The 23,742-nt window shown below is 41.5% G+C and carries 21 protein-coding genes and 2 tRNA genes; 9 read left to right on the forward strand and 14 right to left on the reverse strand.

Annotation, left to right across the window (positions count from 1 at the left end; all coding sequences use genetic code 11):
* Positions 1–53 precede the first annotated feature (53 nt).
* A protein-coding gene (locus tag ACZ49W_RS08820; protein ID WP_464813695.1) for an IS3 family transposase occupies positions 54–1,396 on the forward strand; the annotation gives its coding sequence in 2 pieces (ribosomal slippage) (positions 54–504 and positions 504–1,396; 1,344 coding nt in all).
* A gap of 51 nt (positions 1,397–1,447) precedes the next feature.
* On the opposite strand, the gene ACZ49W_RS08825 is transcribed toward ACZ49W_RS08820, so the two are convergent.
* The 9 genes from ACZ49W_RS08825 to yfmF all read right to left on the reverse strand — a co-directional run bounded on the left by ACZ49W_RS08825 (position 1,448) and on the right by yfmF (position 9,491).
* Complete coding sequence (locus tag ACZ49W_RS08825) at positions 1,448–2,098, reverse strand: lysozyme family protein (protein ID WP_464814912.1); 651 nt, start codon at positions 2,096–2,098, stop codon at positions 1,448–1,450.
* A gap of 126 nt (positions 2,099–2,224) precedes the next feature.
* On the reverse strand, positions 2,225–2,752 hold the full coding sequence (gene apf / locus ACZ49W_RS08830; RefSeq protein ID WP_464814913.1) for an aggregation-promoting factor: 528 nt from the start codon (positions 2,750–2,752) through the stop codon (positions 2,225–2,227).
* Between the two features lie 130 nt (positions 2,753–2,882).
* Positions 2,883–3,680: an energy-coupling factor transporter transmembrane component T family protein gene (locus ACZ49W_RS08835; RefSeq protein ID WP_464814914.1), complete on the reverse strand. Its 798-nt coding sequence runs from the start codon at positions 3,678–3,680 to the stop codon at positions 2,883–2,885.
* Positions 3,673–4,515, reverse strand: coding sequence for an energy-coupling factor transporter ATPase (locus tag ACZ49W_RS08840; RefSeq protein WP_464814915.1), 843 nt, complete (start codon positions 4,513–4,515; stop codon positions 3,673–3,675). The genes ACZ49W_RS08835 and ACZ49W_RS08840 overlap by 8 nt, the downstream gene beginning before the upstream one ends.
* Entirely contained in the window at positions 4,491–5,321 is an 831-nt protein-coding gene (locus ACZ49W_RS08845; protein ID WP_464814916.1) for an energy-coupling factor ABC transporter ATP-binding protein, read from the reverse strand. The genes ACZ49W_RS08840 and ACZ49W_RS08845 overlap by 25 nt, the downstream gene beginning before the upstream one ends.
* Complete coding sequence (pgsA, locus tag ACZ49W_RS08850) at positions 5,318–5,857, reverse strand: CDP-diacylglycerol--glycerol-3-phosphate 3-phosphatidyltransferase (RefSeq protein ID WP_464814917.1); 540 nt, start codon at positions 5,855–5,857, stop codon at positions 5,318–5,320. The genes ACZ49W_RS08845 and pgsA overlap by 4 nt, the downstream gene beginning before the upstream one ends.
* A 20-nt stretch (positions 5,858–5,877) precedes the next feature.
* Complete coding sequence (locus ACZ49W_RS08855) at positions 5,878–6,888, reverse strand: helix-turn-helix domain-containing protein (RefSeq protein ID WP_464814918.1); 1,011 nt, start codon at positions 6,886–6,888, stop codon at positions 5,878–5,880.
* A 66-nt stretch (positions 6,889–6,954) separates the two neighbouring features.
* Positions 6,955–8,241: an EF-P 5-aminopentanol modification-associated protein YfmH gene (gene yfmH / locus ACZ49W_RS08860; protein ID WP_464814919.1), complete on the reverse strand. Its 1,287-nt coding sequence runs from the start codon at positions 8,239–8,241 to the stop codon at positions 6,955–6,957.
* Positions 8,238–9,491: an EF-P 5-aminopentanol modification-associated protein YfmF gene (yfmF, locus tag ACZ49W_RS08865; RefSeq protein WP_464814920.1), complete on the reverse strand. Its 1,254-nt coding sequence runs from the start codon at positions 9,489–9,491 to the stop codon at positions 8,238–8,240. Before yfmF ends, yfmH begins: the two co-directional genes overlap by 4 nt.
* A 155-nt stretch (positions 9,492–9,646) precedes the next feature.
* Between yfmF and yaaA the strand changes: the two genes are divergently transcribed.
* Positions 9,647–10,021 carry a S4 domain-containing protein YaaA gene (gene yaaA / locus ACZ49W_RS08870; RefSeq protein ID WP_464814921.1) on the forward strand — a complete coding sequence of 125 codons (375 nt, stop codon included), beginning with the start codon at positions 9,647–9,649 and terminating at the stop codon, positions 10,019–10,021.
* Between the two features lies 1 nt (position 10,022).
* Entirely contained in the window at positions 10,023–11,138 is a 1,116-nt protein-coding gene (gene recF, locus ACZ49W_RS08875) for a DNA replication/repair protein RecF (RefSeq protein WP_464814922.1), read from the forward strand.
* A 23-nt stretch (positions 11,139–11,161) separates the two neighbouring features.
* On the opposite strand, the gene ACZ49W_RS08880 is transcribed toward recF, so the two are convergent.
* From ACZ49W_RS08880 to trpS, 3 genes are all read right to left on the reverse strand, one after another.
* On the reverse strand, positions 11,162–12,028 hold the full coding sequence (locus ACZ49W_RS08880) for a GRP family sugar transporter (protein ID WP_464814923.1): 867 nt from the start codon (positions 12,026–12,028) through the stop codon (positions 11,162–11,164).
* Positions 12,029–12,115: 87 nt separating this feature from the next.
* Positions 12,116–13,597, reverse strand: a complete 1,482-nt coding sequence (guaB, locus tag ACZ49W_RS08885) for an IMP dehydrogenase (protein ID WP_464814924.1) — start codon at positions 13,595–13,597, stop codon at positions 12,116–12,118.
* 106 nt (positions 13,598–13,703) lie between these two features.
* Positions 13,704–14,726: a tryptophan--tRNA ligase gene (gene trpS, locus ACZ49W_RS08890; protein WP_464814984.1), complete on the reverse strand. Its 1,023-nt coding sequence runs from the start codon at positions 14,724–14,726 to the stop codon at positions 13,704–13,706.
* A 114-nt stretch (positions 14,727–14,840) separates the two neighbouring features.
* On the opposite strand from trpS, the gene ACZ49W_RS08895 reads away from it, so the two are divergent.
* The 3 genes from ACZ49W_RS08895 to ACZ49W_RS08905 all read left to right on the forward strand — a co-directional run bounded on the left by ACZ49W_RS08895 (position 14,841) and on the right by ACZ49W_RS08905 (position 20,037).
* Positions 14,841–15,713 (forward strand): YitT family protein, encoded by an 873-nt coding sequence (locus tag ACZ49W_RS08895; protein ID WP_464814925.1) that lies wholly within the window; start codon positions 14,841–14,843, stop codon positions 15,711–15,713.
* 65 nt (positions 15,714–15,778) lie between these two features.
* The gene (locus ACZ49W_RS08900) at positions 15,779–17,401 is read left to right on the forward strand and encodes an ABC-F family ATP-binding cassette domain-containing protein (protein WP_464814926.1); all 1,623 of its coding nucleotides are present in this window, start codon (positions 15,779–15,781) and stop codon (positions 17,399–17,401) included.
* A 77-nt stretch (positions 17,402–17,478) separates the two neighbouring features.
* On the forward strand, positions 17,479–20,037 hold the full coding sequence (locus ACZ49W_RS08905) for a YfhO family protein (RefSeq protein WP_464814927.1): 2,559 nt from the start codon (positions 17,479–17,481) through the stop codon (positions 20,035–20,037).
* Positions 20,038–20,118: 81 nt separating this feature from the next.
* Here the strand turns inward: ACZ49W_RS08905 and ACZ49W_RS08910 are convergent.
* Positions 20,119–20,190 (reverse strand) — tRNA-Glu (locus ACZ49W_RS08910).
* Between the two features lie 449 nt (positions 20,191–20,639).
* Between ACZ49W_RS08910 and ACZ49W_RS08915 the strand changes: the two genes are divergently transcribed.
* Positions 20,640–20,713: transfer RNA gene (locus ACZ49W_RS08915), tRNA-Arg, on the forward strand.
* Positions 20,714–20,805: 92 nt separating this feature from the next.
* Here the strand turns inward: ACZ49W_RS08915 and rlmH are convergent.
* The gene (gene rlmH / locus ACZ49W_RS08920; RefSeq protein ID WP_464814928.1) at positions 20,806–21,285 is read right to left on the reverse strand and encodes a 23S rRNA (pseudouridine(1915)-N(3))-methyltransferase RlmH; all 480 of its coding nucleotides are present in this window, start codon (positions 21,283–21,285) and stop codon (positions 20,806–20,808) included.
* A 161-nt stretch (positions 21,286–21,446) separates the two neighbouring features.
* On the opposite strand from rlmH, the gene ACZ49W_RS08925 reads away from it, so the two are divergent.
* Both ACZ49W_RS08925 and ACZ49W_RS08930 read left to right on the forward strand, forming a co-directional pair.
* The gene (locus ACZ49W_RS08925; protein ID WP_464814929.1) at positions 21,447–22,682 is read left to right on the forward strand and encodes a S1C family serine protease; all 1,236 of its coding nucleotides are present in this window, start codon (positions 21,447–21,449) and stop codon (positions 22,680–22,682) included.
* 77 nt (positions 22,683–22,759) lie between these two features.
* Positions 22,760–23,530, forward strand: a complete 771-nt coding sequence (locus tag ACZ49W_RS08930; protein ID WP_464814930.1) for a ParB/RepB/Spo0J family partition protein — start codon at positions 22,760–22,762, stop codon at positions 23,528–23,530.
* The last annotated feature ends 212 nt before the right edge of the window (positions 23,531–23,742 follow it).

Genomic DNA, 23,742 nt, shown 5'->3' on the forward strand with positions numbered 1-23,742 from the left:
GAACTGCACCCCAAAAGTTAGACACAAAATCTAACGATTGGGGTGCTTTTCTTATGAAATTAAGTTATGAAGATAAACGAGGTATATACAAGTTGAGAAAGAGAGGTGTATCATGGCCTCAGATCAGTCAGCGATATGAAGTCTGTCCTTCCAATCTCAAGTACATGGTTAAACTCATGGATAAATATGGTGTTGAGATTGTTGAAAAGGGTAAAAATCGGTATTATTCACCCGAATTAAAGCAGGAAATAATGGATAAAGTCTTGATTCATGGTTGCTCTCAACTCTCAGTTTCCCTTGATTATGCCTTGCCAAATCGAGGGATGCTCCCAAATTGGATAGCCAAATACAAGAAAAACGGTTATACTATTCTTGAAAAATCAAGAGGGAGACCACCAAAGATGGGACGTAAACGTAAGAAAAACTGGGAAGAGATGACAGAGCTGGAACGTCTTCAGAAGGAATTAGAATACCTTAGAGCGGAGAATGCTGTGCTAAAAAAGCTGAGAGAATACCGCTTGAGGGACGAAGCAAAGCGCAAAGAGCAACAGAAATCATTCAAGCATTAACGAATCAGTTTTCCCTAGAAACGCTACTCGAAATCCTTGATTTGCCACGCTCCACCTATTACTATCAAGTGAGGCGACTGGCTAAGCCAGATAAGGAGAAAATTATCAAGGATGAAATACAATCTATTTATGATGACCATAAAGGTGATTACGGCTATCGTCGGATTCATTTAGAATTACGAAATCGTGGCTTTATCATCAATCACAAAAAAGTGCAGCGCTTGATGAAAGAGTTAGGCTTGACCGCTCGTATTCGTCGTAAGCGCAAGTATTCTTCTTACAAAGGTGAGGTGGGTAAGAAGTCTAATAATCTGATTAAACGTCAATTCGAAGGCTCTAAACCTTACGAGAAGGGCTATACCGATGTGACGGAGTTTGCCTTACCTGAAGGGAAACTTTATCTCTCCCCTGTTCTTGATGGCTATAATAGTGAGATTATTGATTTTACCCTATCTCGCTCACCTGACTTGAAACAGATTAAAACCATGCTTGAGAAGGTTTTTCCAGCAGATTCATATAGCGGAACCATTCTTCACAGCGATCAAGGCTGGCAATACCAGCACCAGTCTTATCATCACTTTTTGAAAACCAAAGGAATTCGTTCCTCTATGTCTCGCAAGGGAAATAGTCCAGATAATGGGATGATGGAGTCCTTCTTTGGCATTCTCAAATCTGAAATGTTTTATGGATTTGAGAAGTCTTATCAATCCCTTGATGACCTTGAGCAAGCTATCACAGATTACATTTTTTACTACAACAACAAACGAATCAAAGCAAAACTAAAAGGACTTAGTCCTGTGGGGTACAGAACTAAATCCTTTAGATAAATAAAATGTCCAACTTTTGGGGGTCAGTACATTCAAGGTCTTTTTTTATGATTATTGCATGCCCCAAGCAGATAATCCTTGTTTGTTATAAGCATTGATGGCTGAGTTAATCTGATCTTGAACGGTTGCCGTTGATCCCCAACCTGGATTGGTTTGGAAAAGACCGTTTGAAACATTTGGGTTTCCATTTGACTCACGCGCAATGATATATTCCCAAGTCGCTTGAGAAACACCTGTGGCTGCAGCCATTTGAGCTGCGGCTTCTGATCCGATAGCACCTGCAGTATTGCCGTTTGCTAGAGTTGTTGAGCCAGCGTAGGCAGTCGCATTGCTATAAGTTGCTGCAACACGTTGCTCTCCTGCATTGATTGAAACCTCAACGACTTCTGGATGATGCGCAGTTCCTGCGGCACTACCTTGTTCAGCAGTGGCTAACTCTTCGTTAACAGACTTGTCTTCTTGGGTAGACGCTTCTTGAGCCTTCTTGTCAAGCGTTGTGGTTTGTGAATCGTCTGTTGAGCTTTCCTTAACTGCTTTTTTAGAAGAGATAACCTTTTTCTTGGTCGTCACTTCCTTATCCCCCTTGAGCGTTGAAGAAGAAAACACATGTTTACTTCCTAAAACGGCTACTAGTGCAAATAGCGTCACAAAGAGGGCTAAACTTGCTTTAATCACTTTTGATTGTTTGATAATATCTAACATATAAAAATAATAACCTTTCTTCTCTACTATCCATCTTAACCTTTATTTGTTACTTTTTAATGTTAATTAAATGAAATAGATTACAACGAGATGTTATTTTGACACGTTAGTGGGGGAAATAGGGGTCTAATACCAACCATTAGCTAACCAAAATCCTTGTGCAGCTACCCATGAGCCATAACGATTCTGCACATATTGATCCGCCACACGTTCTTGATTTTCTGGCGACAAATCACCATTTAAGTAACTCAAAGATAATTGATAGCGACCATAATATTGACCGTTTTGAGCGGTGTAACTACCGCTTGATTCTTTTTGAGCGATCCATTCCTTAGCTGCTTGCTCGCTTTCGCTCAAGCTAGAAGTGGCTACCGGCGTGCTTTCTTGCTTGTTTTCTTCTGCCTTAGCTGGCTGACTATTTGATGTCTCTAGATTGAGCACTTGACCAACATGGATGAGGTTAAGGTTACTAATCTGATTTTGTTCTGCAATCTTTTCTGCTGTCGTTTGATAACGCGCCGCAATGGCTGATAGGGTGTCACCAGATTGTACCGTATAAGATTCTGCCAAAGCACTTTGGGATAAACCAAGTAACGCTAAGAAAGATAAGCCTACCACTCCTCGTTGTACTTTTTGTTTTACTGATAATGTCATATTCATTCTCCTTTAAAAAAACTATGTTCCCTATCATACCCATCTATTATTACTTGAATTTTGAAGTTGCGTTAAAATTATTACAAGTAAATTGCTGGAAAACTAAGAAAACGCCTCCAAAAGAAGCGTTTCAGTGTTTTTTAAGAAAAAATAACAAGATGCCAAGCCCTAAAAGACTGATAATCACCAGCGTATCTGGTGCCTTCCATGACAAAATACGATACTTAGTTCTGCCATCTCCACCTTGATAACCTCTTGACTCCATGGCAGTCGCAAGAGCGTCCGCCCGCTTAAAACTAGAGGCAAAAAGAGGAATGAGCAAGGGAACTGTCGCCTTAATCTTTTGAATGAGGTTTCCTTCTCCAAAGTCCACCCCACGTGCGCGCTGGGCATTCATGATACGGGTGGTATCATCCATCAGAGTCGGAACAAAACGCAGACTCAGTGAGAGAATCAAACCAATCTCATGAACAGGAACCTTCAAGGGTTTGAGAGGTTTCAATAAGGATTCCACCGCATCTGCTAAACTTAAAGGAGTGGTAGTCAATGTGACTAAGGTCGAAAAAGAAAGAATTAAGACAAATCGCGCAAAGATTAAGGCGGCTTGTGTCAGGCTGTAATCACTGATTTCAATAATGCCCCAATGAAAAAGAACCTTTCCCCCTCGGACAAAAAACATCTGAAATAAGGTGGTAAATAAAATAATTCCAACCATGGGTTTTAAACCATTTAAAAAGACCTTAAATCCAATTCCAGATAGCAAAATGGCAAACAGCGTAAACAGGCTAAGAATGACATTTGTGATGAGATTATTGGCCCAAAAGATGATGACCAGATACACCAACAAAGCCAGCAACTTACTTCTTGGATCCAAGCGATGAATAAAGGAATCACCCGGAATGTAGCGCCCTAAGATGACATTATTCATGTAACCAAACCTCCACAAACTCATCAATCGTCACAGGCAAACGCTCAAACGCCACCCCACGATTCCTTAAATCTTGCGCAAATTTGGTCACCTGTGGAACTCCTAATTGTTTTTCTTCTAACAACTGAACCTCTTGAAATAAGTCTGATGGAGAGCCAGAAAGGATAACCCTGCCTTTTTCCAAAACATAAACCTGATCGGCAAAATTTGCGACATCATCCATGACATGTGTCACCAAAACCACGGTCATTCCCTTTGTATGCAAGTCAGAAAAAAGTGCCATCAATTCTTTTCTTCCTTTCGGATCAAGACCTGCTGTGGGCTCATCGAGCACTAAAACAGTAGGTTGCATGGCTAAAATACCAGCGATGGCAACACGGCGCATTTGCCCACCAGATAACTCAAAAGGATTACGTTCAAACAATTCTTCTGAAATCCCAACGAGAGACAAGGCTTCACGCGCTCGTGACAGGGCTTCTTCGTCTGAAACCCCAAAATTTTTCGGTCCAAAAGCGACATCTTTTAAAACCGTTTCTTCAAATAATTGACTTTCAGGAAATTGAAACACCAAACCCACTCGTTGTCTGAGGAGGCGACTGTCTTTTGCCTTAGACTCAGCCGTCAAAGTGACTTCATCAACGACAACGGTTCCTTTGGTGGGTAAATTTAAGCCATTTAAAAGCTGCATGAGAGTTGATTTCCCAGAACCCGTATGCCCAATAAAAGCCGTATAAGAGCCGCTTTTGATGTCTGCTGTGATATCAAAAAGGGCTCGCCCTTCAAAAGGCGTTCCCGGTTGATAGGTATAATCTACTTGTTTGAGAAAGATTCCCATAAATAGTCTCCTAATTCTTTTTGCGTTTGGTAATGATGCGGCAAAACAACCCCCTTTTGCCTCAAGGCAGCTTGCAGTTGACTAGAAAAGGGACGATCTAAGCCAAAATAAGATAATTGTTCTCCCCTTTGAAACAGCTCTTTGGGTGTCATCTCTGCCTCAAGATGACCATCTTTGATGATGAAAACGCGATCGCTCATTTCAATTTCATCCAAATCATGCGTGATGGAAATCAAGGTCAAGGGGCGGGTTTCTCTCACCTTCTGAATCGTCCTCATCAGATGCAGACGCCCTCTTGGATCCAACATGCTGGTTGCCTCATCTAAAATTAAAATATCAGGAGCCATAGCCATGATGCCAGCAATCGCCACCCGTTGCTTTTGACCACCAGATAGACGAGCAGGCTCTCTCTTTTTAAAATCCAACATCCCCACCAAATCTAGAGCAGCATCCACTTTTTTCTTCATTTCTTCATAAGGGACGCCTCTATTTTCAAGACCAAAAGCCACATCATCTTCAACCGTAGCCCCAACAAACTGATTGTCTGGATTTTGAAAGACCATGCCAATGCTCCGGCGAACCTCCCAAACATTTTCTTCGCTCAGTTCTCTGCCATCAATTAAAATTTTTCCCGTTTCCGGCTGCAATAAGCCATCAATCAAGCGCACAATGGTCGATTTCCCAGAACCATTGTGACCAACAATGGACACCCATTCTCCTTGTTTCACGTGAAACGAGATATTTTCCAGCTGATAATCTGTGCTATCTTCTTGATAACGAAAAGAAACATTCTCCAATCGAATCATTTGAAGGTATCCTTAAATAAAAAGCTAGCCCCTTTGAAATAATCATAGCCAGAATAAAGGGTAAAGAACAAACAAACATAAAGCATCACTTGACCAAGTAGGGGCAAATGACATAAAAGCAAGATAATCGCAAGCATTTGCGCGGCGGTTTTAATCTTACCAGGCATGGCAGCTGCTAACACTTCTCCTCCTGTCTCCACCAAAAGTAGGCGAAGACCAGTCACCGCTAGCTCCCTGCAGATAATGACCGCACTAATCCAAGCAGGAACCATTCCCAAGCCCACTAACATGATAAAAGCACTCATGACTAGCATCTTATCAGCAAGAGGGTCAGCAAATTTCCCGAAATTACTCACCACTTTCCACTTTCTAGCCAAATACCCATCCAAATAATCTGTGAAGCTTGCCACGGCAAAAATCGCAGCTGCCCACAAATGAAGTGTCAGACTATCAGAAATAGAGGTCAAGACTAAAAAGATGGGAATCATGACAATGCGAAGGAGGGTTAATAGATTTGGAATATGTTCTTTTTTCATATTAATGTTAATACACCTTCCTAACGAATACTGAGGTTAACATAGGACAAATCAGATGTCAAAGCAGACAAATCTAAAGGCTGCTGATCAATCGTTACAGAGACTGCTCCAGAAACCCCTAAAGTCAAGGTCGCATCCGTTGTGCCTTCTGGCAAGGTCACTGTATATTCTGGATTATCAGCTGACAAGGTCACCCCTTCTTCACCGATCGTATCATTAGCCACAGCTACCCAGCTTCTGCCTTGCGTGTCTTTCAAGGCAAAATGAATCTCAACTGGTTGCGTTGCTTGTTCCAATGTCGCTTGCAATAAATCGTCTGAGCCTTGAACGGTCAACTTAGCAGCAGTTTCTTCACTTGATGATGACGCAGAGCTGCTTGAAGCACTCGGTGCTGAAGATGACGGTGCTGAAGCTACCTGACTAGACGTAGGCGTCTTGCTTGTTTGACTTCCTGTCACCTCTCTAAGGACGATATAGCCCACAAACGCAACGATAATAATCGCTAAGCTTGTCAAAAGAATCAAAGGAAATTGAGAAGGTTGCTTTTCCCTGTGGTGATAACGACTGCTCCTGCGGTGAGTTGCGTTAGACTTGCTCTCTTTTTCTTCTACTATGACGGACTGTTCTTCTTTTTCACTCACTTCTTGCTCCAAAGAAACAGCTTCCGAGGTAGTCGGAGCAGAGCTCACTGACTCTGAGAAAGAAAAACGCTCTTCTGATGACGACGAAAGAGTGAAGGCTTTGGTTTCTTGATCACTCTGACTAGAAGGACTACTTTCCTTGTACTCTTCTTGGGCTTGACGTTCATTTCGGTAACCATGAATTAAGGAAACACCATCTAAATCAACAGCTTTGGCGAAGGATTCAATATAAAGATTGACATCTTCTTTTGGAATGAGTTGAAATTGATCCATTTCCATCGCCAACAAAAAATGAGCTGGCACGCCGGATAATTCGGTTACTTTCTCCAAATCATAGTGCTTCGCTGTCCGTGCCTTTCTGAGGCGTTCACCAATACTATCTTGCTTCATTCAAAAACTCTCACATTTCTCTTCATTTTTATTCTATTATAGCACACAAACCAAAATGCTGCATCCTTAGGACCGAGGAAAAAAGGTCACATTGGAAAACTCAGCATCCTGCAAAAAATCCCGCCCAATCGCCAACACATCATCCAAATTTAGCCGCTCAATGACTTTTGGAACATCAAAATAAGTACTCTCGCTGGTCAAATAAGTCAAAAATTGCTCGCCCAAGTGATAGGCATCGTCTAAACTGTGGATAAAATCTCCGTAAAGTTCTTTTTTAGCCAAGGAAAAACGTTCTTCAGTAAGGTTGACTTCTTCTGTAAACCTTCTTAACAACTTGTTGACGCGGCTTGACATCCCAATTGGCTCATCTGTCTCCACCGATAAATAGGCATAACGAAAATAAGGAGTCACTTCCATCTCTATCTGAAAAGTGTCATCGATTTTACCAGATTGGTACCATTCTTGATGACTATCTGATAGCCAACCTACTGACAGAGCAAAAAAGAGGGTTAAACCAATTCTTTGCTCAAGAAGGGAATAGGTGTTTGATAATTTTCCTTTTATACCAATCCCTAATTTAGGCTTGACTACATCGTCAACAGTCATTGACATAGAATTTACAGTTTTTTTCTCTTGATGAAGGCTCTTTTTTCGCTGGTTGACTGGATTTTTTGAGCTACTCTTTTCATCCCAAACAGGCAACAGGTCATCTAGTTCATTTTCTTTAATATCTCCCACAAGGCAAAGAACCATGTTGGACGCAAAATAATAGGACTCATGGGCTTCTTCTAAAACCTGCGGATTGATTTGCCGTAAACTCTCTTTTGTCCCTGCTATATCCTCAGCAATAGGCGTCCCAGGATACAGACAAGCCAAAACCTGTTGGTATAAAAGGGAGTCTAAATCATCTTGATAAAGATCAATCTCTTGCTCAATAATCCGTTTTTCTTTCTCAATCGATGCCGGAGAAAAAGAGGTCCTTGACACCATCTTTAACAACAATGCCAGATTTTCTTTTAGTTTTGACTTGTCTGTTGAGAGCATGTAAGTCGTTCGTGTCAAACTTGTAAAGGCATTGCTTTCTGCTCCTAGCCGTGTAAATAGCTGACTAGCATCTTCACCGTTTTTTAGCTCAAACAGTTTATGTTCCAGGAAATGGGCCAAGCCACTAATCGGACGCTTCCAATCTTCTAACCAATTGTCCATCGCCCCAAACTGAACACCTAGCAAGGCTGTCACACCTTGAAAATCCTTCTTAGGTAAAACATAGACAGAAAGCCCATCAGTTAACCCAATCTCAAAATAAGACTCTCCAATCAAAGGAAATGGCTGATGTGAAACAGATAAACTCATTTAGACTCTCCCTCTAAAAAATAAAGCGCTTGTAACTGTACTTGTTTGGAACAAGCCAAGATATCCTCTTTACTCACTGATTTTATCTTTTCCTCCCAATCCTCAAGCGATAGACCGCCTTCATACAATTCATGATAAGACCAGTCGATCCACTCCTTGGGATAATCTCTTAGACGCTTGACATCTGTCATTAAGAGTTGTTTGATATCTTCTAAAAAGCGAAGAGAAAAACGTCCTGTTTTCAATCGATGGAGTTGGTCTGAAATCATCCGAAAAACACGATTGCGATTTTTGGCGTCAATTCCCGTGTAAAGACTGAGTAAACCTCTTGACAAGCTAATCTCACTTCCCAGATGATAGGCCAAACCTTCTTTCTCACGAATACTTTGGAAAAGCAAAGATTCTTGATAGCCTCCAAGCAACGCATTTAAGACAATCAACTGGTACCATTCGTCATCTTGAGGTGTATAGATAGGAAAGCGGTAACCAAGTTGTAAAACAGATTGTTGATTCGAGCGACTGGACAACTTTTGTTTTATCAGCGAAACTTCATTTGTAAACCAAGGACGAATTCTCTCTTTTACTTCTCTATCTTCAAAAGGAAACTGATAAAAACGCTGCATGAGTTCATAGGCTTCGACCTGACCGACTAAAAAAATATCAATCTGGTCTTCTGCCAGCATCCGATTAAATTCTTGATAAACAGTGTAGGAGGTTTCTTTCTCAACTAATGCAATGGAAGCATAGGGAGAAACTTGAAAATTTGGATCGTCAAAAAAGAGATGTCTCATTTCATTTTCGCTGACAACAAAAGCATCTTCCTTTTCCAGTGCCAGCATTTGAAGCACCGACTCTTTTTCTCGCTTAAAAACTTTTGGTTGATACTGAACCACTGAAACAAGCGGGTTGTAAAGGATGCTGTCAAGGAGATGAAGGACTTCTTCCAACAAGTTTTCCTTGTAAAAGGTATAGTCTTCTCGGATAAAGCTGATGTCTAAATCAACGATGTGGTAAGCCCCTCTGATGGAAACCGATGTTGAAAGGTTTGCGCCGTATAGACTTGCTAGCTTCTCTCTAAACTGCTGGATACTGGGATAATCCTTGGTTGCTGTCTCTAGCATTTGAGCCACTAGAACACGTCTTGCTACCGTTCGTGTATCTAATTTCCCTGTAAAGCGTACTGTCAAGTGATTGGTCTTAAATTTTTCTGTTTTGAGGAGGTGAAACTCCACCCCTTTTGCAATTTTCATGCGTTCTTCCTTTTATTTGTCATTGTTACCATTATATCACTTTTTTAGCCTTTCGCACGCTGTAAGAATGACTTTCTCGCATTTATCTTTTTAGGAGCAGTACTTGTCTGTTTCTTCTAAAGCATGGTATAATAAGGCATAATGGAGGACAAACAATGAAATACACCTTATTTGATGAATACATTACTTTACAGGCTTTGCTCAAAAAAGAGCGCATTATCGAAAGTGGAGGCAATATCAAGGCTTTCCTAGCGGAGCATACTGTTCTCTTTAACGGAGAAGACGAAAAAAGGCGCGGGAAAAAACTAAGAGTTGGAGATAAAATAGAGATTCCCCATCTAAACATTAGCTTTGAAATACTTGCCCCAACCGAGGCAGAGCGTCAAATCTTTGAGGAGGAACGAAAGGAAAAAGAACGGGTGCAAGCCTTAGTCAAGTCCCTAAATCAAGAGAGAAAAGCCTCAAAATCCGCTAAAAAAATGAAACAAGAAAACAAGCAACCGGTGCGGTTCCCAGGAATCAATCATTAAAATGTGGCTCAAAGATCTCACACTCAAAAATTACCGTAACTACAAGGAAACAAGCCTGTCTTTTTCTCCTCACCTTAACGTTTTTCTCGGAAATAATGCCCAAGGTAAAACCAATCTCCTTGAGTCCATCTACTTTCTTGCGCTGACAAGAAGCCACCGGACAAAATCGGATAAAGATCTCATCCAATTTGAAGAAAACAGTTTAAACTTAACAGCAAGTTTACAAAAAAGGAGTGGGCAAATCCCTCTTGAAGTTACCTTGACAGATAAGGGTCGCAGCATCAAGGTTAATCATCTCAAACAAGGAAAACTGTCTGATTATATCGGAACCTTATCCGTTGTTTTGTTTGCTCCTGAAGATTTACAACTCATCAAAGGAGCACCACAGCTTAGACGAAAGTTTATGGATGTTGACTTAGGGCAGATAAAACCAGTTTATCTCTCCGATCTCACAACCTATCAACATATCCTCAAACAGCGTAATAGTTATCTAAAGACTGCAGAGCCACTGGATAACACCTTTTTAACGGTCTTAGATGAACAACTCGCTGACTATGGCTCTCGTGTGCTCTTACATCGCTTGGCCTTTGTCAAAGAACTTGAGACCCTTGCCAATCACTACCATCATATCCTATCGGATCACAAGGAAGTTCTCTCACTCACCTATCAAACGAGCTTAAACTTGACAGACTTGTCAAGTTTAAAAGAGCAATTTCTCCAACAATTAGCCCAGCAGCGGACCAAAGATATCTTTAAAAAAAATACGAGTATCGGCCCCCACCGAGATGACCTAGCCTTCTTTATCAATGGAATGGAAGCACGATTTGCCAGTCAAGGGCAACACCGAAGCTTCATCCTTTCTCTCAAAATGGCCGAAATTGAACTTATCAAACAAGTTACTGGTGACTCCCCCATTCTTCTTTTGGATGATGTCATGAGTGAGCTTGACAACAAACGGCAAAACAAACTGTTAGAAGGAATTCTGGAAAACGTTCAAACCTTTATCACCACAACAAGCCTTGATCATTTAGAGCATCTCGGGGAAGATTTGACCCTCTTTCAAATTGACAATGGTACTGTCAACGCCTTGTCTCATCCAAAGAAAAAGCAACCTTGATTCTTAAATCAAGGTTGCTTTTTCTAATAAGATTTAACAATTCCCAACAAAAGGGCACCTGCAATAAAGCAAATCGTTCCAATGATAATCCAACGCACCTCTTTTTTGGTTTTTTTCTCCCCTAAAAAGAAGATACCACCGATAATGGAAATAATAGCTCCCAATTGTGAGAAGGAAAAGGCAATGGCAAGACCTGCCTCAGCAGCTGCAAGCAACATAAAGATGTTACCAATTCCCCAAAGAATACCGACAAAAGCATTCTTTAAAACCACTCCTTCTAGGGTGACTTGTCCTTTCATAAAAGCAAGAGCCCCCAGCACCATACCAACAGCCATGGGTAAGATAACCGCTAAGGCATCAAAATGCATGATGTTGTTATAAAGAACTGTAAAAGACACATAACCGACGGTTGAGATCATGACATCCCGAAAGCCTTTAGAATAATTGTGGTTTTCTTGAAAAGTTGCACTCGATTTGTCTTGACGGCTGGAAAAATAAAAGCCAATGACAAGACTACAAAGAGCAATGCCACCTAGAACAAATTGGATGGGCTTGGTCCACTCATGAAAGGCTAAAACACCAATCAAGCTTCCCAAGATTAATTGACTCCCACTTGACAGAGGATTACCAACTGATACCCCCATATCCTTCATGGCTTGGAATTGAAAATTTTGCCCAACGCTCCACAGTAAACCTCCTAGAATACCGACCAACCAAATAGTCAGGTTTAATTCTGGCTTTGTAAAGAGGTAAACAATCACAGCAAATAGCAACCCTCCCAAGGTCATCCCCAAGGTTTGTTGGTTGGGACGGCCTCCGATTTTGGTACTAATCGTTCCCATACTGCCCCAAGCAAAAATAGGAACGATCGCATACAAAATTCCTAACATTTTTTCTCCTTTACATTATTTACATCGTTGTCAACTTAGATTGATTTCTCTGTCAACTATAAAAAAGATGGGCGAACCCATTCTTTTTTATCTCACGGAATAGTTTGGTGCTTCGTTGGTGATTTGCACATCGTGTGGATGGCTTTCAATCAAACCAGCACCGCTCATACGAATAAATTGAGCGTTGTTGTGAAGGTCAGCAATATCTGCCGCACCAACATAACCCATACCAGAACGGATACCACCTAGCATTTGGAAGACAATATCTGAAACAGCTCCCTTATAAGCAACTCGTCCTTCGATTCCTTCTGGAACGAGCTTGTTGGCTTCATTGACCGAACCTTGGAAGTAACGATCGCTTGACCCCTTCTTCATGGCTGCGATAGAGCCCATACCACGGTAAGTTTTAAATTTACGTCCTTGGTAAATCTCTGTTTCTCCTGGTGCTTCGTCTGTTCCTGCAAACATAGAACCAAGCATCACTGCATTTCCACCTGCTGCCAAGGCCTTTACGATATCTCCAGAATACTTGATACCACCGTCTGCAATGATGGTCTTGCCGTATTCTCTTGCGACACTTGCAGCGTCATAGATAGCCGTGATTTGAGGGACACCTACCCCAGCAACGACACGCGTCGTACAGATAGATCCTGGACCAATTCCGACCTTAACCACATCAACACCAGCATCATAGAGAGCACGCGCGCCTTCAGCTGTTGCGATATTTCCTGCGATAAGGGTCTTATCAGGGAAGGTAGCTCTAATTTCTGCAATCTTACGAAGTACACCAGCTGAGTGACCGTGAGCAGTATCAATGACAATAGCGTCTGCACCAGCATTGAAAAGGGCTTCCGCACGCTCAAAAGTATCAGAAGTCACCCCAACAGCACCAGCAACCAAGAGACGACCAAACTCGTCCTTAGCAGCATTTGGAAACTCGATGACTTTTTCAATATCCTTGATGGTAATGAGCCCTGACAAGCGATTGTTCTCATCCACCAAAGGTAATTTTTCAATTCGGTGCTCCTGTAGGATACGCTCTGCCGTTTCTAAGTCAGTCCCGACAGGGGCAGTTACCAAGTGTTCACTGGTCATGTGAGCTGAAATGGGTTGGTTGTAATCAGAGATAAAACGCAAATCACGGTTGGTCAAAATGCCCACCAATTTACGATTTTCCATGGTTTCTACGACTGGTACCCCGCTGATACGGTAGCGTCCCATAAGGGCGTTCGCTTCTTCGATGGTGTGGTCTGGTGTGAGGAAGAATGGATCGATAATGACACCATTTTCTGAGCGTTTTACCTTTCTCACTTCATCAGCTTGTTGCTCAATGGACATATTTTTATGGATAACGCCTAAACCACCAGCACGTGCAATCGCAATGGCCATACGGCTATCTGTGACCGTATCCATAGCTGCTGTGATGATGGGAATATTCAAAGTCAAATTCTCAGCTAACTTGGTCTGCAGGTTAACATCATTTGGCAAAACATGACTTTCTGCAGGAATGAGTAATACATCATCAAAGGTAAAACCTTTTTTCAAAAATTTTGTTGCCCAATTTGACATCAAGCGAATCCTCTTTTCTTAAATTTTTGTTTCCTATCATTGTAGCAAAAGTTGAAAAAAAAGTCACTACTTTTATCTCAATTTGTCTTCTTTTCCTTGATAAGTATTAGAAATAACGAATACCCATAGCTTCTTTGACCTCATCCAGGGTTTGAGCTGCTTTTTCTCGTGCTTTTTGGCTACCTTTTTCTAGCATGCGAAAGACTTCTGCCATATCCTTAGCATATTCTAGCCGACGCTCACGGATGGGAGATAATTCTCTGTCTAGAATTTCTAAAAGATAGCGCTTGGTCTTGACATCGCCTAATCCTCCACTTTGGTAGTGGGCCTTCATCTCCTCGATAGTGGCTCTATCTTCTTTTCTACCAAAGACATCTAAGTAATGAAAGACCATATTGCCCTCGATTTTCCCTGGATCTTCAACACGAATATGATCGGGATCCGTGTACATGCTCATGACCTTTTTTCTAACAGTGTCGGCATCATCAGACAAGAAAATTCCGTTATTCAGCGATTTGGACATTTTAGCATTGCCATCCAAACCTGGCAAACGACCAGCTGCATCATTTTCAGGGTAAATCCCTTCTGGTTCTACTAACACATCCCTTTGATACGTGCGATTAAAGCTACGAACAATCTCTCTGGTCTGCTCAATCATGGGCTTTTGGTCTGTCCCGACCGGTACCAGATTGGCCTTAAAGGCTGTAATGTCTGCTGCTTGTGAAATGGGGTAAACTAAAAAACCAGTTGGAATACTCTCCCCAAACCCTTTTTGCGCAATCTCGGTCTTGACGGTTGGATTCCTCTCCAAACGAGCCAAAGACACCAAGTTCATGTAATACATGGTCAACTCCGCCAATTCTGGAATTTGACTTTGGATAAAAATAGTGGACTGTTCTGGATTAAGACCGACCGCTAAATAATCAAGCGCTACCTGACCGATAGAATCCTTGATTTTTTCAGACTCCTTGGCATGATCAGTCAGAGCCTGTTGATCGGCTAAAAAAACATACATGTCGTACTGATTCTGTTCTTGTAGAAGGACACGATTTTTCAAACTTCCCACATAGTGACCAATGTGGAGTTTGCCTGTTGGACGATCTCCTGTTAAAATAATCGGTTTCATGATAACTCCTTTTTGTTCTTTTGATTTTATTATACCATATATCTTGACGAGTTTTGGTCAATAGGTCATAATAGTAGTTACCGCATTTTTAAAGAAAAGGAGAAGAAAACAAGATAAATGAAAAAAAATCGGTTCTTAGACATCATCCTAGTTACCCTTGGTGCCTTTATCGCTGCTGTTGGGTTTAACACCATGTTTTTGGACAATCAAATCGCAGCAGGAGGAATGATTGGACTAGCTGTTGTCTTTAACAAACTGTTTGGTTGGATGCCTTCTTACGTCCTCATGGTCAGCAACATCCCTCTACTCATCATGTGTTACGTTTTCTTAGGCAGAAAAATCTTTTTTAAGACGGTTTATGGTGCCCTTATTTATCCTGTTGCCATTCGTTTGACCAATACACTGCCAACCATCACACATAATCCCTTGCTTGCTGTTCTCTTTGGTGGTTTGATCGTTGGGATTGGGCTTGGTATCGTCTTTAGGGGCAATTCCTCCACAGGGGGAACAGGGATTATCACACAGATTATCCACAAGTACACGCCACTTTCTTTGGGTGTGTCCATCGTCCTAATCGACGGCATCAGCACTCTTATGGGGCTAGTGGCTTTCTCAGCTGATCGGGTCATGTATTCGACCATCGCCCTTATCGTCATCAGCTACGTCATTAGCCTCATGGAAACAGGATTTAACTCTTCTAAGACCTTGATGATTATTTCAGAACAAACCGAAAGCATCATCACCCATATCACCACCGTGACTGACCGTGGGGTCACTAAAATCCCTATCAAAGGGGGCTACTCTACCGCAGATAAAATCATGCTCATGACGACCATTTCTAGTTTTGAATTACCAGCGCTAGAACGCCATCTCTTAGCCATTGACCCCACAGCCTTTGTCATTGTCATGCCGGCCTCTCAAGTCTTGGGACGAGGATTTAGCCTCACCAAGTATTATGAAAAAGAAGAAGATATTCTTCTTCCTATGTGATTCCTTGAAAAAGGCTTGAATTTCTTGTAAAATGGGAATAGAAACGAAAGAACGAGGTAAGAGAATTGTTAACTGTCTCAGACGTGTCGCTACGTTTTAGCGATCGCAAACTTTTTGATGATGTCAATATCAAATTTACAGCTGGAAATACCTATGGTCTCATCGGTGCCAATGGCGCTGGAAAATCCACTTTTTTAAAAATCTTAGCCGGAGATATTGAACCAACAACAGGACATGTCTCTCTTGGACCTGATGAGCGCTTATCTGTCCTTCGTCAGAATCACTTTGACTACGAAGACGAGCGCGTGATTGATGTGGTCATTATGGGAAACCAAACGCTCTATGACATCATGAAAGAAAAAGATGCCATTTATATGAAAGAAGACTTCTCTGATGAAGATGGGGTCCGTGCTGCCGAATTAGAGGGCGAATTTGCTGAGTTGGGCGGTTGGGAAGCTGAAAGTGAAGCAGCTCAACTCCTTCAAAACCTCAATATCAAAGAAGATCTCCACTATCAAAACATGAGTGAGTTGTCAAACGGCGACAAAGTTAAGGTTCTCCTTGCCAAGGCCCTCTTTGGTAAGCCAGATGTCCTTCTTTTAGACGAGCCAACCAACGGTCTTGATATTCAATCCATTGCTTGGTTGGAAGATTTCTTGATTGACTTTGACAATACCGTCATCGTGGTTTCCCACGACCGTCACTTCCTCAACAAGGTCTGCACCCATATGGCTGACTTGGATTTTGGTAAGATTAAACTCTTTGTCGGAAACTACGACTTCTGGAAAGAATCCTCAGAGCTTGCCGCCAAACTTCAAGCCGACCGTAATGCCAAAGCAGAAGAAAAAATCAAACAACTGCAAGAGTTTGTCGCTCGCTTTTCTGCCAATGCGTCTAAATCCAAACAAGCCACCTCTCGTAAAAAGATGTTGGATAAGATTGAACTTGAGGAAATCATCCCATCCAGTCGGAAATATCCTTTCATTAATTTTAAAGCTGAACGTGAAATCGGAAACGACCTCCTTACTGTGGAAAACTTGAAAGTCACCATTGATGGCGAGGTTATTCTAGATAACATTAGCTTTATCTTACGCCCAGGCGACAAGACTGCTCTCATTGGTCAAAATGATATCCAAACCACAGCGCTAATCCGCGCCTTGATGGGAGATATTGACTATGAAGGCACCATCAAGTGGGGCGTTACCACAAGCCGTAGCTACCTGCCAAAAGACAACAGCCGTGATTTCGCAGGCGGCGAATCCATTTTAGAATGGCTCCGCCAATTTGCTAGCAAGGAAGAAGATGATAATACCTTCCTACGTGGTTTCTTGGGACGCATGCTCTTTTCAGGTGACGAGGTTAATAAATCTGTCAATGTCCTTTCTGGAGGAGAAAAAGTCCGCGTCATGCTCTCTAAGCTCATGCTCCTCAAATCCAATGTCCTCATCTTAGATGATCCAACCAATCACTTGGACTTGGAATCCATCTCTAGCCTTAATGATGGGCTCAAGGACTTCAAAGAAAGCATTATCTTTGCCAGCCACGACCACGAGTTTATCCAAACCTTGGCCAACCACATCGTTGTGATTTCTAAAAACGGGGTCATCGACCGCATTGATGAAACCTACGACGAGTTCTTAGCCAACAGCGAGGTACAAGAAAAAGTGACCCAACTCTGGAAAGACTAACCTTCTCCCTTTCAATTGATAAATAGGCTTTGGTTTGCAAAGCCTATTTTTATCAACTTTTATCAACAGGTGATCTTATGTCTCAAAAATCTTCAACCCTTCTCTTTTACCTGTCTGCCTTCTTTCTTCCCTCTCTCATCATGGCAGGCGCTCTAGCCACCCAAGGAATCTATTTTGGAAGTTCACGAACCATTTTAGCCAGTGATGGCTTTCATCAATATGTGATTTTTGCCCAAACGCTTCGCAATATTCTTCATGGCTCTGATAGTCTCTTTTACACCTTCACCAGTGGGCTAGGGCTCAATTTCTATGCTCTGATGAGCTATTATCTGGGGAGTTTTCTCTCGCCCCTTTACTATTTCTTTACACTAAAGAGCATGGCGGATGCCATTTATCTGGTGACGCTCATCAAGTTCGGTCTCATCGGCTTGTCTGCTGCTTACAGTGTCAAACAAATTTACACAAAGATTGACAAGCCGCTCATCCTCCTATTAGCCACGTCTTATGCCTTGATGAGTTTTGCCACCAGTCAACTCGAAATCAATATGTGGCTAGATGTTTTCATGATGGCTCCCTTAATCATTCTAGGACTCTGGCGTGTTATTTTTGAGAGGAGATTCACCCTTTACTACCTGAGTTTAACCACTCTCTTTATCCAAAATTATTATTTTGGTTATATGATTGCCCTTTTTCTCTTGCTCTACCTTCCTGTTTTACTGAGTAAAACCAAGGACAACAATCAGCTAAAAAAAGGACTCATTCATTTTTTTACCCTCTCTTTTTTAGCCGCACTGTCAGCTAGTGTCATGTTACTGCCGACCTATCTTGATTTGAGTACACACGGAGAACAGCTGACAACTATTGACAGGGTTCTCACTGAAAACAGTTGGTTCTTTGATGTCTTTGCCAAAAATATGGTCGGTGCTTATGATACCACAAAATTCGGAGCTATTCCCATGATTTATGTGGGCTTGTTCCCACTTTTCTTAGCCCTCATGGCTTTTGGTTTTAGAGAAATAAAATGGCAAACAAAGCTAGCTTATCTTTTCATTTTTGCCATGCTGATCGCTAGTTTTTATCTTCAACCGCTTGATCTTTTCTGGCAAGGGCTACACGCCCCTAACATGTTCCTCCACCGCTATGCTTTTCTCTTTTCTCTTGTGATTCTCCTATTGGCAGGTGAAACCTTGCAGCATCTTTCTAGTTTGACTTGGAAACAGATTATCCCTGTTATAGTTGTTTTTACCTTGGGTGGTCTTTTGACCTTTTTGTTTCAAATGCACTACGATTTTCTAAAACCCGTCCACTTTATCTTGACATTTTGCTTTACACTAGCTTACACCATTATTCTACTTAGTTTTGTAAAAAAACAGCTGACCGGTCCTCTCTTTTTTGCCTTTACACTTCTCTTTACACTGACAGAAGTTAGCCTCAATACCTATTATCAAGTGGATGGACTCGCCCAAGAATGGGTCTTTCCTACACGAGAAGGCTATCAAAAACACCTGACCAGTCTAGAGCACCTCGTTACCAGCGCTAAAGCACAAGATACTCAATTTTTCCGAATGGAGCGCCTTGAGCCTCAGACGGGAAATGATAGCATGAAATTCAATTATAACGGCATCTCCCAGTTCTCCTCTATCCGTAATCGGTCGTCCAGTCATACACTGGACCGTTTGGGATTCAAGTCCACTGGAACCAATCTCAATCTGCGCTATCAAAATAACACCTTGATCATGGATAGCCTCTTAGGCGTGAGCTACAATATTAGCGAAGCTCCCCTTCACAAATTTGGTTTTGACCTTGTCAATCAGGATCAAGACCTCCAACTCTACCAAAATCAATATGCTAGCTCACTGGCTTTCTTGTCTCAAGAGCCCTATCAAGACCTAACCTTTAGTGTCAATACGCTAGACAACCAAACTGCTCTGTTAAATCAACTAACGGGACTAAATTGGTCTTACTTCTCAAAAGTCCCTGCACAACTACAAGATCAAAGCCTCTTATTTGACGGTCAAGTCACCCTTGCTCCCAACAAAGACCACCAAACTGCTGTGACCTATCTGGTGAATGTCCCTGCAGAGAGCCAGCTTTACGTTAGCCTCCCACATCTTAATCAGACTAATGAGGACAATAAACGCGTCCAATCCCTTATTGACGGCAGAACCACCTCTTATACACTTGACAACACCTACGCTTTTTTTGACTTGGGTTATTTTGACTCTGATAAACGCATTGCCATCACCTTCCAATTTCCCAATCAAAATCAAGTGTCCTTTAATCGCCCAAATTTCTATGCACTAGATACCAAACGGTACCAAACAGCCATGGATATCCTTAATAGACAAAAGGTTCAAGTCACCACAAGCCAAAATCAAGTCACCGCTCACTACAAGGCCAAGAAAGAAACCTCTCTTATCTTTACACTCCCTTACGACAAGGGCTGGAAAGCCTATCAAAATGGCAAAGAACTCCCTATCAAACAGACCCAAACAGGCTTTCTATCTGTCCCAGTAACAAAAGGCCAAGGAACCGTGACCTTACGCTTTATTCCACAAGGCTTCTTTTTAGGACTGGCTCTCAGCCTCATCGGAGGACTTGGCTTTCTTCTTTACCGCAAACAAGTCACAACATAAAATAAATTATCCCTTGCCTCTCTGAGACAAGGGATAATTGGTATAAGCAACAAAAAAAGACTGCCTTAGCAGCCTCACGAATAGTCCGTACGGGATTCGAACCCGTGTTACCGCCGTGAAAAGGCGGTGTCTTAACCCCTTGACCAACGGACCATTTCTCTAACAGAACATATACTATTATATCAGTTTTCATTCCTTTGTCAACACCTTTTTTAAACTTTTTTTGATTTTTTTATGAAATAAGTTCCAATCCATCCCAGACTAAGTTCTATATTTGTACCTTGACTTGATTTTATATTCTTTCCAATACTTTCAATTCAAAAGAAGGTTCTCATCATTTAGAAGTTGGGATGGGACAAGTTGCCATAATAAGATCAAATACAAATAGCTAACCTTACCTGATGACAACCATATTCAAATAAATCTAAAGCAACAGCTATCTATCTTCTTGACTTTCCAATTTTAGGTAAAAAATAAATTGTCTAAAAGTGTTTTTCTGCAAACTCATTATTAGAGTGCAGTACCAACTTGTGGGCTTTTGCTTAAAGTCTCTTTTTCTTATTGACAAAAACGCTTTTCTTTTGATAAAATAGTAACAGTTAGGTTCCATAGCTCAGCTGGATAGAGCATTCGCCTTCTAAGCGAACGGTCGCAGGTTCAAGTCCTGCTGGAATCATTTTTGGCTAGATTGACTAGCTTTTTTATTTTCTTCTAGTTAAAATAAATAAACAAAACCATCAAAAAAGTGTTTCACGAGAAACACTCCTTTTATTTATGGTAAGGACTTCCTTGTTGAATCATAAAGGCACGATAAATTTGCTCCATCAAGACCAACCGCATCAATTGATGCGGCAGGGTCATGGCACCAAAACTCACTAAAACATTGGCCCGTTTTTTCACACTTGTGGATAAACCGAGGCTGCCACCGATCACAAAAACCAAATGAGAATAGCCAGACATGGTCGCCTGCCCCAGCATCTGACTAAAGGCTTCTGAGGTAAAGGATTTTCCCTCAATCGCTAGGGCAATGACATAATCCCTCTCAGCAATCTTATTTAAAATACGCTGTCCTTCCTTATCTAGAATCGCTAGATTTTCAGCAGGACTGGCCTTGTCTGGTGTTTTTTCATCCGCCAATTCAATAATGTCAAGTTTGGTAAAGCGTCCCAAACGTTTTTGGTATTCGGCAATGCCTTGCTTGAGATAGGCTTCTTTTAACTTTCCCACAACTAAAACTGTAACTTTCATAGGTCTATTATATCATAGAATAACTAGTTTACTGTCAACTGAGCTTTCTTGTCAATCAAAAAAAGTTTTCCACAAGCTGTGGAAAACTTTTTTTAAGCTCTTATTAAGCTAGCTAGGCTAAAATTGGAGGAAAGATAAAGAAAATAAAGGAGGTTGACATCATGGAAACTCAAAAGCCTTCGCGGCTTAAACATTTACTCAAATTTACCATCTTGGTGCTATCTGGTTTTATTGGAGGCTTGGTTGCCACCTTAATCGTTTTAGGATCAACAGGGCAATTAACAAGTGTGTCAAATCAAGGAGTGACAACCAGTAAAGTCACCTATCAAAATCAAAACGCCACCACCAAGGCCGTTCAAAAAGTACAAAATGCCGTTGTTTCTGTTATTAATTATCAAAAGGGCAGCTCATCGAATTTCTCTGGGAATTTAGGCGAATTCTTTACCCAAGATAATACGACAGAAAACGACCTCAATAAAGACGCTGACTTACAAGTTTACGGTGAAGGATCTGGTGTTATTTATAAGAAAAAAGGAAAGTACGCTTATGTGGTTACCAACAACCACGTGGTTAGCGGAGCAGAAAAGATTGAGATTCTCCTAGCTGACGGTAGCAAAGTTGTTGGTAAACTGATGGGAGCAGACACTTACTCAGACTTGGCAGTGGTCCAAATTTCTTCTGACAAGGTGTCAACTGTCGCTGACTTTGCTGACTCTTCTAAGTTGACGGTAGGAGAAACTGCTATTGCTATCGGTAGCCCACTAGGAAGCGAATATGCAAACTCTGTCACTGAAGGGATTGTCTCTAGTCTTAGCCGCACCGTCACTTCTACTAACGAAGAAGGACAAACCATCTCAACCAATGCCATCCAAACTGATGCTGCCATCAACCCTGGTAACTCTGGAGGAGCCTTGATCAATATTGAAGGGCAAGTCATCGGAATCAACTCTAGTAAGATTACAGCCACCAATGCCTCTAGTTCTGGCGTAGCCGTTGAGGGAATGGGCTTTGCCATTCCATCCAATGATGTGGTTGCCATTATCGCCCAACTAGAAGAAAAAGGCGCTGTGGTGCGTCCAGCTCTCGGTATTTCAATGGCTAACCTCAGTCAACTTTCAACAAGTGCCATTGCCCAACTCAATATCCCATCTAGCGTTACCTCTGGCATCGTTGTTGGCTCTGTCCAGTCTGGCATGCCTGCTGACGGTCAACTCCAAAAATATGATGTGATCACAGAAATTGACGGTAAAACCGTTGATACGACTAGCGATTTACAAAGTTTACTTTACAAACATAAGGTAGGAGATACCATTAAAATCACCTTCTACCGTGGTACAGAAAAGAAAACTATCTCCATCAAACTTGACAAAAGCAATCAAGATTTGAACAAACAGTAAAAAAAATGAACTTTACAGTTGACAAATGAGAAAAATCCCTTTACAATAATCGTAAAGGGATTTTTTAAGGAGGAATAATGACCGAAGATTTGGTTCATCTGTCTTTACAGGATATTGTTCCCAACCCTTATCAACCAAGATTACACTTTGAGGAAAGTCAACTCTTAGAGCTGGCTCAGTCCATCAAGGAAAATGGTCTCATTCAGCCCATTATCGTTAGACCTTCTGCTATTTGGGGATACGAGCTGATTGCTGGAGAGCGTCGATACCGAGCAGCCAAGCTAGCTGGCTTGACGCATGTTCCTGCTATCGTCAAGCAACTTTCTGATCAAGAAAGTCAAAGACAAGCCATCATTGAAAATTTACAGCGAGCTGATTTGACACCTATTGAAGAAGCTAAAGCTTATCAGAGTTTGATTCAAACTTTAGGCTTAACCCACGAAGAAGTCGCTCAAATCATAGGAAAATCCCGTCCTTATATCTCAAATAGTTTACGCTTGCTGCAACTTTCCCTCCCTTTACAAGATGCCTTGGAAAATGGAGAGCTGTCCCAAGGACAAGCGAGGTTGTTGCTGGCGCTCAACTCAGATGATCAAGTACTCTGGTTGCAGCGAATCAAGGAAGAAGCTCTGACCGTTAGACAGTTAGAAAACTGGCTATCTAAAAAAAACAGGTCAGACAAAAAACGATTATCGGCTAATGTCTTTCAAAAAGATATAGAAAAGCAGTTACAAGAAGCCTTTGGACTTCCCGTTCAGATTGTTTCCAAAGGTAAAGATACTGGACAAATTCGCTTTTCTTTTTCCAACCAAGACGAATTAAACCAATTTATCAACAGGTTATTTTAAGCTTGTTGATTTTTTTATTTTTCCTCAAGCTTTCCCACAGCACAAAAATCTCAAAAAACCTCATCAGCTAGACCAAAGCAAAGTAGTTTTCCACAAGGTGTGGAAAACCACTTTTAACATGTTTCTTTTTTTCCACAAGGTGTGGAAAAATCTTTTTTTTTATGATACAATGAGTGATACCTAATTAAAATCTTGAGAGAAAGGAGAGAAAG

This window comes from Streptococcus sp. STR1/CE/0325, from assembly GCF_055386095.1.

Bases quoted from the DNA above. Each gene is read 5' to 3' on its own strand.
- ACZ49W_RS08825 (WP_464814912.1), bottom strand. From the start codon at position 2,098: ATGTTAGATATTATCAAACAATCAAAAGTGATTAAAGCAAGTTTAGCC.
- apf (WP_464814913.1), bottom strand. From the start codon at position 2,752: ATGACATTATCAGTAAAACAAAAAGTACAACGAGGAGTGGTAGGCTTA.
- ACZ49W_RS08835 (WP_464814914.1), bottom strand. From the start codon at position 3,680: ATGAATAATGTCATCTTAGGGCGCTACATTCCGGGTGATTCCTTTATT.
- ACZ49W_RS08840 (WP_464814915.1), bottom strand. From the start codon at position 4,515: ATGGGAATCTTTCTCAAACAAGTAGATTATACCTATCAACCGGGAACG.
- ACZ49W_RS08845 (WP_464814916.1), bottom strand. From the start codon at position 5,321: ATGATTCGATTGGAGAATGTTTCTTTTCGTTATCAAGAAGATAGCACA.
- pgsA (WP_464814917.1), bottom strand. From the start codon at position 5,857: ATGAAAAAAGAACATATTCCAAATCTATTAACCCTCCTTCGCATTGTC.
- ACZ49W_RS08855 (WP_464814918.1), bottom strand. From the start codon at position 6,888: ATGAAGCAAGATAGTATTGGTGAACGCCTCAGAAAGGCACGGACAGCG.
- yfmH (WP_464814919.1), bottom strand. From the start codon at position 8,241: ATGAGTTTATCTGTTTCACATCAGCCATTTCCTTTGATTGGAGAGTCT.
- yfmF (WP_464814920.1), bottom strand. From the start codon at position 9,491: ATGAAAATTGCAAAAGGGGTGGAGTTTCACCTCCTCAAAACAGAAAAA.
- yaaA (WP_464814921.1), top strand. From the start codon at position 9,647: ATGAAATACACCTTATTTGATGAATACATTACTTTACAGGCTTTGCTC.
- recF (WP_464814922.1), top strand. From the start codon at position 10,023: ATGTGGCTCAAAGATCTCACACTCAAAAATTACCGTAACTACAAGGAA.
- ACZ49W_RS08880 (WP_464814923.1), bottom strand. From the start codon at position 12,028: ATGTTAGGAATTTTGTATGCGATCGTTCCTATTTTTGCTTGGGGCAGT.
- guaB (WP_464814924.1), bottom strand. From the start codon at position 13,597: ATGTCAAATTGGGCAACAAAATTTTTGAAAAAAGGTTTTACCTTTGAT.
- ACZ49W_RS08895 (WP_464814925.1), top strand. From the start codon at position 14,841: ATGAAAAAAAATCGGTTCTTAGACATCATCCTAGTTACCCTTGGTGCC.
- ACZ49W_RS08905 (WP_464814927.1), top strand. From the start codon at position 17,479: ATGTCTCAAAAATCTTCAACCCTTCTCTTTTACCTGTCTGCCTTCTTT.
- rlmH (WP_464814928.1), bottom strand. From the start codon at position 21,285: ATGAAAGTTACAGTTTTAGTTGTGGGAAAGTTAAAAGAAGCCTATCTC.
- ACZ49W_RS08925 (WP_464814929.1), top strand. From the start codon at position 21,447: ATGGAAACTCAAAAGCCTTCGCGGCTTAAACATTTACTCAAATTTACC.
- ACZ49W_RS08930 (WP_464814930.1), top strand. From the start codon at position 22,760: ATGACCGAAGATTTGGTTCATCTGTCTTTACAGGATATTGTTCCCAAC.